13 protein-coding genes are annotated in these 12,082 nt (G+C 29.4%); 4 read left to right on the forward strand and 9 right to left on the reverse strand.

Annotated features, from left to right (window positions below):
• Positions 1-3 precede the first annotated feature (3 nt).
• The 4 genes from ACQY1Q_RS00105 to ACQY1Q_RS00120 all read right to left on the reverse strand — a co-directional run bounded on the left by ACQY1Q_RS00105 (position 4) and on the right by ACQY1Q_RS00120 (position 5,646).
• Positions 4-426 carry a hypothetical protein gene (locus tag ACQY1Q_RS00105; RefSeq protein WP_431003238.1) on the reverse strand — a complete coding sequence of 141 codons (423 nt, stop codon included), beginning with the start codon at positions 424-426 and terminating at the stop codon, positions 4-6.
• Between the two features lie 12 nt (positions 427-438).
• Positions 439-1,782 (reverse strand): adenylosuccinate lyase, encoded by a 1,344-nt coding sequence (purB, locus tag ACQY1Q_RS00110; RefSeq protein ID WP_431003239.1) that lies wholly within the window; start codon positions 1,780-1,782, stop codon positions 439-441.
• A gap of 196 nt (positions 1,783-1,978) precedes the next feature.
• On the reverse strand, positions 1,979-4,957 hold the full coding sequence (locus ACQY1Q_RS00115; RefSeq protein WP_431003240.1) for a T9SS type A sorting domain-containing protein: 2,979 nt from the start codon (positions 4,955-4,957) through the stop codon (positions 1,979-1,981).
• A gap of 92 nt (positions 4,958-5,049) precedes the next feature.
• The gene (locus tag ACQY1Q_RS00120) at positions 5,050-5,646 is read right to left on the reverse strand and encodes a Crp/Fnr family transcriptional regulator (protein ID WP_431003241.1); all 597 of its coding nucleotides are present in this window, start codon (positions 5,644-5,646) and stop codon (positions 5,050-5,052) included.
• A gap of 67 nt (positions 5,647-5,713) precedes the next feature.
• Here ACQY1Q_RS00120 and ACQY1Q_RS00125 point away from each other — a divergent pair, with 67 nt between their 5' ends.
• On the forward strand, positions 5,714-6,121 hold the full coding sequence (locus ACQY1Q_RS00125) for a group III truncated hemoglobin (protein ID WP_431003242.1): 408 nt from the start codon (positions 5,714-5,716) through the stop codon (positions 6,119-6,121).
• Here ACQY1Q_RS00125 and ACQY1Q_RS00130 read toward each other — a convergent pair.
• Entirely contained in the window at positions 6,114-6,449 is a 336-nt protein-coding gene (locus ACQY1Q_RS00130) for a hypothetical protein (protein WP_431003243.1), read from the reverse strand. The two genes, ACQY1Q_RS00125 and ACQY1Q_RS00130, sit on opposite strands and share 8 nt — an antisense overlap.
• A 144-nt stretch (positions 6,450-6,593) precedes the next feature.
• Between ACQY1Q_RS00130 and ACQY1Q_RS00135 the strand changes: the two genes are divergently transcribed.
• Genes ACQY1Q_RS00135 through ACQY1Q_RS00145 form a run of 3 tightly spaced genes read left to right on the forward strand, consistent with a single transcriptional unit; the run spans position 6,594 to position 9,193 of the window.
• Positions 6,594-8,612 carry a VWA domain-containing protein gene (locus ACQY1Q_RS00135; RefSeq protein ID WP_431003244.1) on the forward strand — a complete coding sequence of 673 codons (2,019 nt, stop codon included), beginning with the start codon at positions 6,594-6,596 and terminating at the stop codon, positions 8,610-8,612.
• A gap of 3 nt (positions 8,613-8,615) precedes the next feature.
• Positions 8,616-8,798, forward strand: a complete 183-nt coding sequence (locus ACQY1Q_RS00140) for a CPXCG motif-containing cysteine-rich protein (protein ID WP_431003245.1) — start codon at positions 8,616-8,618, stop codon at positions 8,796-8,798.
• Positions 8,799-8,800: 2 nt separating this feature from the next.
• Positions 8,801-9,193: an acyl-CoA thioesterase gene (locus ACQY1Q_RS00145; RefSeq protein WP_431003246.1), complete on the forward strand. Its 393-nt coding sequence runs from the start codon at positions 8,801-8,803 to the stop codon at positions 9,191-9,193.
• Between the two features lie 2 nt (positions 9,194-9,195).
• On the opposite strand, the gene ACQY1Q_RS00150 is transcribed toward ACQY1Q_RS00145, so the two are convergent.
• The 4 genes from ACQY1Q_RS00150 to ACQY1Q_RS00165 form a co-directional block, all read right to left on the reverse strand.
• Positions 9,196-9,720: a hypothetical protein gene (locus ACQY1Q_RS00150; protein WP_431003247.1), complete on the reverse strand. Its 525-nt coding sequence runs from the start codon at positions 9,718-9,720 to the stop codon at positions 9,196-9,198.
• Between the two features lie 183 nt (positions 9,721-9,903).
• Positions 9,904-10,305 carry a DUF805 domain-containing protein gene (locus ACQY1Q_RS00155; protein ID WP_431003248.1) on the reverse strand — a complete coding sequence of 134 codons (402 nt, stop codon included), beginning with the start codon at positions 10,303-10,305 and terminating at the stop codon, positions 9,904-9,906.
• A 59-nt stretch (positions 10,306-10,364) separates the two neighbouring features.
• Entirely contained in the window at positions 10,365-10,703 is a 339-nt protein-coding gene (locus tag ACQY1Q_RS00160; RefSeq protein WP_431003249.1) for a hypothetical protein, read from the reverse strand.
• A gap of 42 nt (positions 10,704-10,745) precedes the next feature.
• The gene (locus ACQY1Q_RS00165; protein WP_431003250.1) at positions 10,746-12,080 is read right to left on the reverse strand and encodes a DUF58 domain-containing protein; all 1,335 of its coding nucleotides are present in this window, start codon (positions 12,078-12,080) and stop codon (positions 10,746-10,748) included.
• Between the last annotated feature and the right edge of the window lie 2 nt (positions 12,081-12,082).

A 12,082-nucleotide genomic window follows, 5' to 3' on the forward strand; every position in this document is an offset into this window, starting at 1 on the left:
GTTTTATTTTACTTTATAAACGGTTCCTTTTTGTTTAAAATTAGAGTAACCAATTTTAGCGGTAAACTCATAAGAGTCATCGGTTACCTTAGTTATTTGTACAAATATAGGATCTTTATCCAAATCTGTTTTCGGGCTTTTCATTCGCAAGGTATATGCAAAATTATTTTTCCACTTAATATATAAGGTATCAATATGCTTTTCTTCTTTTTGGATAACTGTGCTATCAGAAGTAATACTTATTTTTTTTGTGTACTCTTCAATTTGTAAGCTATCTACTCTGGTAATCGTTGTTTTTCCGTAAGAATCACTAGCAGGAATTTCAAATGTACCAAACTTGAATCGAGTAGGATCTCCTTTTTTTTCAGAAGAACAACTAATAGAAATAATAATTAATAGGAGTGTTAAAAATATTGATACTCTCATTTATAATGGAAATTAAATACCTGTATAGTTAGAAGGAGTTATTGCTTTTAATTCTTGTTTTATAGCTTCAGAAACTTCTAAAGTATCAATAAAGTTTGCAATAGATATTTGCGTAATCTTTTCATTGGTACGCGTAAGTCCTTTTAAAGCTTCATAAGGGTTAGGGTATGCTTCTCTACGTAAAATAGTTTGTATAGCTTCAGCTACTACGGCCCAGTTATTTTCTAAATCTTCAGCAAACTTATCTTGATTTAATAATAATTTATTTAACCCTTTTAATGTAGCCGAAAAACCAATTAATGTATGTCCAAAAGGAACGCCTACATTACGTAAAACAGTACTGTCTGTTAAATCACGTTGTAAACGTGAAACCGGTAATTTAATGGCTAAATGCTCAAAAATAGCATTGGCAATACCTAAGTTTCCTTCTGAATTTTCAAAATCAATAGGGTTTACTTTATGTGGCATTGCAGAAGAGCCTACTTCACCTTTTTTGATTTTTTGTTTAAAATAGTCGTTAGAAATATACGTCCAAATATCTCTATCTAAATCAATTAAAATGGTGTTAACACGTTTTAAGCCATCAAACAAAGCAGCCATATGATCATAATGCTCAATTTGTGTTGTAGGAAAAGAATGATGTAATCCTAAAATCTCTTCAACAAAATGAGTACCAAAGTTTTTCCAATCTATATTCGGATAAGCTACTTTATGAGCATTATAATTTCCGGTAGCACCACCAAATTTAGCAGCATTTGGTGTATGTTGTATATGAATTACTTGGTTGTTAATGCGCTCAACAAATACAAAAAATTCTTTTCCTAAACGAGTAGGAGAGGCTGGTTGTCCGTGAGTACGTGCTAACATAGGTATATTTTCCCATTCTTCTGCTAACTCAGCCAGTTTAGAAACCAAACCATCTAAGGCTGGGTAATAAACTTCTTCCATAGCATCTTTAATAGATAAAGGAATAGCTGTATTGTTAATATCTTGAGAGGTTAATCCAAAATGGATAAACTCTTTATAAGCCTGTATGTGTAAAAGATCAAATTTTTCTTTAATAAAATACTCTACAGCTTTAACATCATGGTTAGTAACACTTTCAATCTCCTTTATTTTAAGTGCATCTTCAGTGGTGAAATTTTCATAAATAGCACGTAAATTTGCATATAAATTTTTATTAAAATCAGCCAATTGAGGTAATGGTATTTCACATAAAGCAATAAAATACTCAATTTCAACTTTTACTCGGTATTTGATTAAAGCTTCTTCTGAAAAATAATTAGTTAAGTCAGCAACTTTGTTACGGTATCTACCATCAATAGGAGATATGGCATTTAATTGTGTTAAGTTCATGTTTATTTGTTGTGTTGAAGCAACAAAAGTAAAAATTCTAAACTTGATATGCTTATATAATTCTTGAAATTTATAAGGAGTTTCGTAATCAAGATTAATCTAGTATAAAACGTAGATCTATTTTGAAATAGCTGTATATATAAAAACCCTTTTCATAAGCTTATGAAAAGGGTTTGTTCTTGAATTTTTAGGTGTATTATAGTTTGATAAACTTTTTCAATCCTGTTTTTTGATCTGTGCTTTCGATTTTAATTAAATAAACACCGGAAGGTAGACTAGTACAATTAATATGATGTTGGTTGGTTATCATGATTTCTTTACCTAACGTGTTGAAAATCTGTATTTTTTTAATAGGTTGATTGTGTTGAGTTTCAATAATCAATGTATCTTCAACAGGGTTTGGATGAAGGCTTATAGATTCTGTAAAAACATCATCTATACCTGCTGTTTTATAACAATCCTCACTATAGGTTGCGGAACTACTTTTTTTCCAATTAGGATTATTTTCAGCAGAAGTTACAGAATCAACCTGAATGCAGGTTAACGTATTTATAAAATCTACATCTAGTTTATTAATGAGAGAATTGTTTCCATTTTTTATATTAATATTAGTAAGGTAGTTTGAACGACAATAAATTTCCTTTAAAGTAGTATTAGCACTTAAATCTAAATTTTTAATTTGAGTACCTACTAAATTAAAGTTAGTTAAATTTGTAAAATATTCAATCCCTGCTATATTAGTGATGTAAGAGTTTCTTACATTTAAAGTAATATTATATCTCTCAGCTTCTAAAACTTGTATTTCATTATCATTATTAACATTTAAATAAGTGTTAGCCAAAAGCTCTTCTTTAAATTTTTCATCAGGTATAATTGCAATATCTGTTAAAGCAGTAGAGCAATCTATTTTATATGTCATAAAAGGAGCTTTGAACCAAGAAGATTGATTATAAGCATATTCTACATCATCAACAGTAACACATAATAATCGTCTATTACTTTGTAAATCTAAAGAGGTTAAAAGGTTATTCTTACCATTTTTTAAATTTAATTCAGTTAGGTCATTATTATAACATTGTAAAGATTGTAATGGAGCGTCCATACTAATGTATAACTCTTTTATTTTGTTCAATCCACATTCTATGGATATTAAGTTAGAGTTATGACTCAAATCTAATTGAGTTAAGTTGTTGTTTTTACAATAAATACCAGTTAATTTACTGAAATATTCAATACCTGTTAAGTCTGAAATTCGTTCTTTATCAGGTGTATCATAGGAATTATCAACATCAATGGCTCCTGTATAGCTTTGAGCTTCTACTAGCTGTATTTCGCTATCTCTATTAATATTAATCCAAGTATTGGTAAGTAATTTTTCTTTGAAAATAGCATCAGGAATAGAAACCACTTCATAAGTAATATTAGAACAGTTTGTACTATAGCTCGCAGCTTTATCTTTATGCCAAGTTGATTTAGTATTTGAATAGCTAGGGTCATCAACAGTAATACAAAACATTCTATTAATTGTTGCGTCTAGGGTTTCAAGTAATTCATTAACCCCATTTTTTATATTTAGGCTGGTTAGTAAATTGTTTTCACAATTTAATTTTGTAAGATTTATATTGTTACTTAAATCCAGTTGTGTTAGTTGATTATAAGAACAGATTAGCTCTTTTAATTTAATATTTTGATCAAATAACAGTAATGAAAATTGATTATGACCTAAGTGAATTTTTTCTAGATTAATATTTTTACTAAGATCTATTTGCGATAAATTATTAGATTGAATGGAAAGCTCTTTTAAATTTGTGTTTCCTGTGAGGTCTAATTGAGTTAAAATATTACTATTACATGAAAGTTTTTCTAAGCGTATATTTTTACTAAAGTTCAATTTTGTTAATTGATTATTATCGCAATTGATTAATCGTAATTCTGTATTTTGACTTAAATCAAGTTGAGTTAGTTTATTATAAGAACAATAAAGGTTGATTATTTTTTTAAAGTGTTCAATTCCTGTTAGATCAGAAATTTTTTCATTATCAGGCGTGTCATAATTATTACTAACGTCGATAAACCCTGTGTAAACAACAGCCTCATAATATTGAACTTCATTATCTTGATTAGTGTTTAAATTTTTATTAGAAAGTAATCTCTTTTTAAAATTAGGATCAGGAATATCTATTACATTACTTGAGTCACAACTGCTGTTATAGCTACATATAGCATCTTTTTGCCAAAAATAATTAGTTTCAAAAGGAGCCTCAAAATCAGCATCTAATTGAATACAAAATAATTGAGGATTATTATTTATGATTAATTGTTGTATTAGTTCATTTTTCCCATTGGCTAAATTAAAATTGGTGAGATTATTGTCATTAATATTAATTCGTATAAGTTTACTTAAATTTGATCCATTGAAAGTACTAATTTTATTATTGTTTGCGAATAAGTTTTCAATATTAATAAAAGCTTCAATACCTGTTAAGTCATTGATTTTTTCATTATCCGCTTTATTTTGACCGATAACATATATCGCTTCTGTTACCGCTTCTGCTTCTGATACTTGAATTTCTCCATCATTATTCGTATCAATAACAGGAGAATGATTTAATAAGGCTGTTTTAAAATTAGCATCCGGAATATTAACAATAGGATTGTTATCTATTACAGATACGTTGTCTATTAAAATTTTTGCACCTTCAGTTCCATAAGTTTTAATATATACCTGAATATTTTCGGTAGTAGTTGCTGTAAATTCAAATTCACCTTTTACCCATGTATTGGCAGGAAAATTTGTAAATTCATTGGTAGCTAAATCTTCAGGCCAAACTCCCGGTTTATGCACTAAATTAAAGTTTACTTTACTAAATGTACCGGTAACTAATTTATAGTAGAAAGTACAAACATAAGTTGTACCATTAGTAAAGGCTATATTAGGAGAAAAAATGAAGTTTTGAGTATCTCCTGAGTTAATTTCAAGCTCTAAACTAGCCGAGCCATTTTGAAAGTCTGTGCTTTTTTTCCATATTCCGGTACTAAATCTTGCCCACTCTGTAGGATTGTCATCTAAACTATCCCAATTTTCCATATCTCCGTTAGGAACTAAGTTTGATTGAGCTGAAATATAAAAAATAGAAAAAAGGCTTATTAGTAGAAAAAAGTAGTTTTTCTTCATAACAAAATTGTTTTTTTATAAAATTAAGGTCGCAAAGTTAAAGATTAATATAAAAAATGCAATTTTAATGAAGAAAAATTGAGAAAGATAAACTACCTAAAAACTTTTCGAGATAGTATTTTTACTTCTCCTTTTTTTTCAAGGCTTTTAATTGATCGTATAACAGTTTCAACACGAAGACCTAAAATGTCTGCAATTTGTTGTCTTGTATAAGGTACTTTAAAGGTGAAATTTCCGCTTAATTTATGCACATCATTTTTTAAATAATCTAAAAAACGAAGAATTCTGTGCATAGGCTCTTGTCCTGAAATTTCAGAAGCAATAATAGCTTTGTAATACAAGCGTTGCGCCAGGTTTTGGGTAATGGTTAAATGTACTTTAGGATGTTGTTGTAGTAAAACCAGTAGCTGTTCTTTAGGAAGCACTATAATTTCAGAGTCAGATAATGTAATAGCACTTGCCGGATATTTTACATCAATAAATAAGGGCGGTTCTCCAAAACTTTGCTGTTTATAAAATATACCTTGAATAAACTCTTTACCATCATCATTAAAATTACTCATTTTAACAGCTCCGCTAATTACCTGATAATAATTACGAGCCGTATCATTTTCTGAAAAGATTTTTTCATCTTTACGAAAACTTTTAATTTCTGCTTGAAAAGACAGTAGTATTTCTTGTGGAATCATTATGATTTAAGTCATAAACGCTAAGAGTATAAAGATATACTTTTGAAAGCGTAAATTTAGGATTTATATGGATAAAAGAGAAATAACAACCAGAGAAGATGTATTTTTATTAGTATCAACTTTTTATAACAGAATTAAGCAAGATGATTTTATAGGTCCTATCTTTTTAAAAACAATTCCTGAACAAGATTGGGAAGCCCACCTTGAAAAGCTAACCGATTTTTGGGAAACCAATTTGTTTTTTGTTCGAAAGTTTAAAGGAAACCCAATGAAAGCTCATAAAGATGTTGATCAGGAGTTTAATTACAGTATTTCTCAAGAACATTTTGGGCGTTGGTTGCAACTTTGGTTTTCTACAATTGATGATTTATTTACAGGCGAAAAAGCACATGAAGCTAAAGAAAGAGCCCGTAATATAGCTTCCATGCTTTTCTTTAAAATGTATGAAGCCAAACCTAAATCAACCGTTAAATAAGTTGATAAATTATACAGACAATATTACCGATAATATTAATTAAAAAAGCCCATATAACTACTTTAAAAGGTCGTTGACTTATAGCAATGGCATTGGCTCCCATGGCAGAAAAACAAGAAAATATTAGCGGAATATAAGCAATCTCTTTATGAATAGCCAAAGCAACTGAAATTGACGCAATCATGGTGCCTACCATAATTAGAATGATTGAAATACCAATAGCATTTTCTTCTTGAGTTTTTATCCAGCGGTTAATTTGATGTATAAAATCTAAATGATGATTTTTTATAAATACATTTTCTGAGGGTAACGTTTTAATATGATTCATAATACATAAAATTGTTTGCCTAAAGTTACTAAGCTGTTTATCTTTTGTTTATGACCTAAATCATAAACAAGAAGCAAATTAGCTACTGCATAACTATGCGTATGTAAGGAGATATTTTTATATTCACGTTTTAAAAAATAATTCGTGCAAACACTAACATTAGTTTATATAATTTTAGTTTTACTACTCAGTATTGTTATTGCTTTTTTTCAATATTTTTTTAAAGAAAAAAAACAACCTAAAATAACTGTTTTACTATTTGCTTTAAAAACGCTAAGCCTATTTCTTATTGGTTTATTGCTGATTAATCCTAAAATAGATATTGTACAAACAGAAAATGTAAAACCTACCTTGGCACTTTTGGTAGATAACTCTTTGTCAACTCGCTATTTCAAAGAAGAAAAAGACGTTACAGCTATTTATACTGCATTAAAAAATAATGAACAGCTAAACAGTAAATTTTCAATACAACCGTTTTCTTTCGGAAACGCTATTCAAATAGCAGATAGCTTAACCTTTAATGAAGGAGAAACAGATATATACAAAGCAATAACTTCTGTTAATGAGTTGTACGGAAAAGAAAAGTTAGCCACTTTATTAATTACTGACGGTAATCAAACTACCGGAAATGATTATGAATTTGTAACGTCAAAACATAAAATTTATCCTGTAATAATAGGAGATACCACCCAATATCAAGACCTTCAAATAACACAGTTAAACGTTAATAAATATAGTTATATTAAAAATAAATTTCCTGTTGAAGCCTTATTGCTTTATGAAGGAAAAGAAGAAGTAACAGCTACCTTTACCTTAACACATAAAGGAAAAAAAGTATATTCAGAATCTTTAAAATTTTCTCCTGAAAATCCTGCTAAAACAGTTACTGTAAATTTAACTTCCGAAGAAAAAGGAGTACAGTATTATCAAGCTTCTATTAGCAAATTAACCAATGAAAAAAATACCGCTAATAACTACAAAAGTTTTTCTGTAGAAGTAATTGATGAACAAACCAAAGTACTGTTATTAAGCTCTGTAATGCACCCGGATTTAGGGGCTATCAAAAAAGCGATAGAAAGTAATAAGCAACGTAGTGTTGACATACAAATAGTAGGTAAAAAACGAATAGCTTTAGATGAGTATCAAATGTATATTTTTTATCAGCCTAACTTTTATTTTCGAGAATATTTTAAGCAAGTAAACTCAAATCTTTTAATTGTAACCGGTACTAAAACCGATTGGCATTATTTGAATTCTTTAGAGTTAGGAGTTAAAAAGAATGTAATTAATCAAACAGAAAATGCAGGAGCAGTTTATAATGAAAACTTTTTAACCTTTCTGCAAGAAGATATTGGTTTTAATGATTTTCCTCCGTTAGAAGATAAATTTGGAAAATTACAAGTAAATAGTGAGGCTCAGGTATTACTTTATCAGCAAATAAGCGGCATTGCTACAGAACAACCTTTAATTACCACGATTGAAAAAAATGAGCAAAAACACCTTTTCATAATGGGTGAAGGTATCTGGAAATGGCGGGCTGCCAGTTATTTAAAAGACCAAACATTTGAAAACTTTGATACATTTATAGGAAATATAACTCAATACTTAGCGTCTAATCAAAAGAGAAATAGGCTAGAGGTAAAGGCAAAAAATATATATCCTGCCAATGCACCTATAACTTTTTCAGCTTTTTATGTAGATAAGAATTATCGTTTTGACAACAGAGCTTCTTTAGAACTAAAAATTATGAATGTAGCAACTAAAGAGGTCAAAACAGTTCCTTTTTCATTAGTAAATAACTCATATCAGGTAGCGGTTGAAGGACTTGCATCCGGAGAATATGCATACCAAGTATCAGTGGCCGGACAAACGGTAAAGCAATACGGAAGGTTTCAAATAACTACGTATCAAATAGAAGAACAATTTACCAATGCTAATAAGCAAAAACTACAAAAGTTAGCCAATAAAACCAAAGGTCATTTGTATACTAAGAATCAGGTAGAAAACATAGTGGCTGATTTAATGAATGATCCAAGTTATTTTACAGTTCAAAAATCGGTAACAAGCCAAAAGAATTTAATTGATTGGAAGTGGATTTTAATACTGATTGCTGTTTTTCTTTCTGTAGAATGGTTTATTAGAAAGTATTACGGAAAAATTTAAAATATGATAGAGCACTTTTTTCAATGTCCGTATTGTTGGGAAGAAATATCGATGTTATTAGATACCAGTGTTACTACTCAAAGTTATATTGAAGATTGTGAAATTTGCTGTAACCCAATTCAAATTCATGCTTCTTTTTCTCATACCGAATTAATGAGTTTTGAAGCAATTAATATAGAACAATAATTATGAAGTTTAATACACGTAAATGGGTAAAACCCGAAGACTTGAATCCTAACGGAACATTATTTGGCGGAAGGTTATTACAATGGATTGATGAAGAGTTAGGTATTTATGCCATTATTCAGTTAGAAATACCCAAAACAGTTACCAAATTTATGTCGGAAATAGATTTTGTAAGCTCGGCAAAACAAGGTGATATTATTGAAATAGGTATAGATGTTGTTAAGTTTGGAAGAACTTCTATAACTCTTAAGTGCGAAGTGCGTAATAAATTAACCCACAAAACTATTATAGAAATAGACAAAATTATCATGGTTAGTTTAGATGATAACGGAGTACCAAAAGAGCATGGAAAGACAAAGAAAGAATACGTGTCTGATCGTTTAAAAAATAAGTAACCTTAAAACAGTAACTCTTTCAGTTGAACCTTTTCAAGGCTGTTTTTTCGAGCTTTTAATCCCTCTAATTCAGCATGCATTTGCAAAATGGCCGTTGCTCTTTCTTGAAGCTTTTGTTGAAGATGCTTTTTTCTTAGTATAATCCACTTCTGTTGTTCTTCAGTAAAAGTAGTTTTGTGTATCAGGTTTTCACATGCGTGTAATCCTCTTAAATAATAGGTAACGGAAGTTTTATAATTTTGTAATAGCTGCTCTTTCTTTTTAATTCTTCGAGACAATGCTGTAACTAATGGTGAGAGCGTTGTGTGAACATTTTTATTGAGTACCTCAACAGTTTCATTGATAACTACACTGTTATTTTTTTCTAATTCTAAGGCATTAAAAAGTGTCAGTAAATTATCTTTTTGTTGAAACGATAATCCTCTTCTGTTGATAGAATATGAGTTTAGTGTGTTTAAAGAACCCTTTATAAAAAGAGCTATTGATAACGATGAAACATCAAAATGTTGTTTAATTTGTTTAAGCATTATTTGTACAATTTTTTTTAAAAAGTAAAATAACCTTGTACAGAGCTGAAAAATATTTTTTGTACAATAAATTTCAAAAAAATATAAATGTTGTACAAGATTGTACAATACAACAAGAAAAAAATAAAATTATTGTACAAAAAAGCATAAAAAAACCGCTTTATAGCGGTTTTTCAAAATGTTTTATTCTCTACCTATCTGATTAATTTCAGAATCATTACCAAGTCCTTTAGGGTTTTTACCCCATTTGTTGGTTCCGTGTTGGCTATTTTCAATTAATAAAATAAATAGCCAAATAGAACCTACAAGAGGAACAAAACGAATGAACCACCAAGTACCGGATCTTCCTGTGTCATGAAGTCTTCTTACAACAGCAGCTAAGTGTGGAATGAGAATAAACAACACATATAAAGCTGCAATACTAAAAGTAGTATCTCTATATCTAATAGAACCCAAAGAGGTACCAATTAGGATAATAGAAAATATAATAACTACATTATATAAAAGAAATATCCAATATTCTTTTCTTCTTCCTCTTCCGGAGAAATTAAAAGCATTTTTAATGCAATATAAATACCAATTCATAGACTAATTTTTATGTGCTTCACAGAGAGGAAAGTTATTTCCCTTCTGTAAAGAGCTTATTATTCTTCACCAATTCTGGAAATATCCACGCCGTTTTTTTCAAAATCTAAATCTAAACCACCGGTTTTGTTTAAAATAAAGTTTAAAACCATAGTGCCTATTAATCCCATAATAAAACCAAGGATAAAATATAAAACAGGAACAAAAATTAATGCCAGTATTCCACCGCCCATTATAGAAGCAAAAGCACCAAACTCATTAGAAGCGGCACCAAAAACACTTCCTAATAAGGTAACAAAGCCTATCATGATAAACGACATTAAGGCCATCATTAACCCCACAATAAGAGCATATTTTACCGGATCAATTTTTTTTAATTTTAATTTTAAATTACTCATAGTTATAATTTTTAAGTTACTATTTGGTTGTTATTAATATGCTTAGAATAATCCTCTCGATTTTAATTCTAAGTATTTATTGATGGTACTTCCTGTTAAGTTTTCAGGCTTGGTTAGTACTGATTGAATTCCGTATTTTTTTAATTCATTAGCTATTTGCTTTTTTTCGTACATAAACTTTTCCGCAATTATTTTGTCATAAACATCTTCTACAGAGGCAGCTTTTTGGTCAACAATGGTATTTAGTTCCGTATTCTGGAAAAAAACAACTAATAAAAGGTGGTTTTTGGCAATAGCTCTTAAATAAGGAAGTTGCCTGTGTAAAGCATCTAAGGTTTCAAAGTTAGTGTAGAGTATTAATAAACTTCTACTGGTAATTTTACGTTTTATAGAGGCGTAAAGCAAACTGTAATCAGCCTCTAAAAAATCAGTAGAAACATTGTATAAAGCTTCTGAAATTAAATTCATTTGTGAGCTGCGTTGTTCAGCTACAATTAAATTTTCAATTTTCTTAGAAAAGGTGAGCATTCCGGCTTTATCATGTTTTCTTAAAATAGTATTACTTACGGCTAAGGTTGCGTTAATGGCATAATCTAACAAAGAAAGATTGTTAAAGTGCATTTGCATTGGACGTCCTTTATCTATAATAGAATATACCGGTTGCGATTTTTCTTCTACATATTGATTTACCATTAAATGGTTACGCTTTGCAGTAGCTTTCCAATTTAATGTTCTAATATCATCACCGGAAACATATTCTTTGATTTGTTCAAATTCTAAAGAATGTCCTATTCGTCTTATTTTTTTACTACCGTAAGAATTTAGATTATTAGAAACCGCTTTAATGTCAAAATCGTTTAGTTTTAAAAACGACGGATAACATTTAACTTCTTTTTCATCTCCTAAAATATATTTTCGGGTAGCCAGTTGTAGAGGAGTGCTGACATATACATTAATATGTCCAAAGTGATAAACGCCTCTTTTTACCGGGTGTAAATTGTAATGAATACTTTTTTCTTGTCCGGATTTTAAAACCTGGCGAAATTGAAAATCTCTTTTTTGAAACTGAAAGGGTAATTCTTCAATAAGCGTAGAGTAGGTATTAAACTTATAATTGTTTTTTAATAGCAACGTAATTTTATTATCATCACCATTAGATAAACGTTCAGGAAGTGTACGTTGTACTTCAAAACCTTTGGAAACAAGATATACCAGAATACAATCAATAAAAGCTAATACACTTATGGTAAACAACGCTACTTTAGCAATGGCAAATAGTACAGGTATAAAAAAACCGGCAACAAAAAGCAGGGCAATAAAGGCTACTATGTAAAAAAGCCTGTTGTTTAAAAATAAAGAAGCGTATAATTTCTTCATTT

Source organism: Tenacibaculum sp. TC6, assembly GCF_050606265.1.
Classification (GTDB): Bacteria; Bacteroidota; Bacteroidia; order Flavobacteriales; family Flavobacteriaceae; genus Polaribacter.

What these genes read in the sequence shown, in the direction of transcription:
- ACQY1Q_RS00105 (WP_431003238.1), bottom strand. Translation starts at nt 426, where the DNA reads ATGAGAGTATCAATATTTTTAACACTCCTATTAATTATTATTTCTATT.
- purB (WP_431003239.1), bottom strand. Translation starts at nt 1,782, where the DNA reads ATGAACTTAACACAATTAAATGCCATATCTCCTATTGATGGTAGATAC.
- ACQY1Q_RS00115 (WP_431003240.1), bottom strand. Translation starts at nt 4,957, where the DNA reads ATGAAGAAAAACTACTTTTTTCTACTAATAAGCCTTTTTTCTATTTTT.
- ACQY1Q_RS00120 (WP_431003241.1), bottom strand. Translation starts at nt 5,646, where the DNA reads ATGATTCCACAAGAAATACTACTGTCTTTTCAAGCAGAAATTAAAAGT.
- ACQY1Q_RS00125 (WP_431003242.1), top strand. Translation starts at nt 5,714, where the DNA reads ATGGATAAAAGAGAAATAACAACCAGAGAAGATGTATTTTTATTAGTA.
- ACQY1Q_RS00130 (WP_431003243.1), bottom strand. Translation starts at nt 6,449, where the DNA reads ATGAATCATATTAAAACGTTACCCTCAGAAAATGTATTTATAAAAAAT.
- ACQY1Q_RS00140 (WP_431003245.1), top strand. Translation starts at nt 8,616, where the DNA reads ATGATAGAGCACTTTTTTCAATGTCCGTATTGTTGGGAAGAAATATCG.
- ACQY1Q_RS00145 (WP_431003246.1), top strand. Translation starts at nt 8,801, where the DNA reads ATGAAGTTTAATACACGTAAATGGGTAAAACCCGAAGACTTGAATCCT.
- ACQY1Q_RS00150 (WP_431003247.1), bottom strand. Translation starts at nt 9,720, where the DNA reads ATGCTTAAACAAATTAAACAACATTTTGATGTTTCATCGTTATCAATA.
- ACQY1Q_RS00155 (WP_431003248.1), bottom strand. Translation starts at nt 10,305, where the DNA reads ATGAATTGGTATTTATATTGCATTAAAAATGCTTTTAATTTCTCCGGA.
- ACQY1Q_RS00160 (WP_431003249.1), bottom strand. Translation starts at nt 10,703, where the DNA reads ATGAGTAATTTAAAATTAAAATTAAAAAAAATTGATCCGGTAAAATAT.
- ACQY1Q_RS00165 (WP_431003250.1), bottom strand. Translation starts at nt 12,080, where the DNA reads ATGAAGAAATTATACGCTTCTTTATTTTTAAACAACAGGCTTTTTTAC.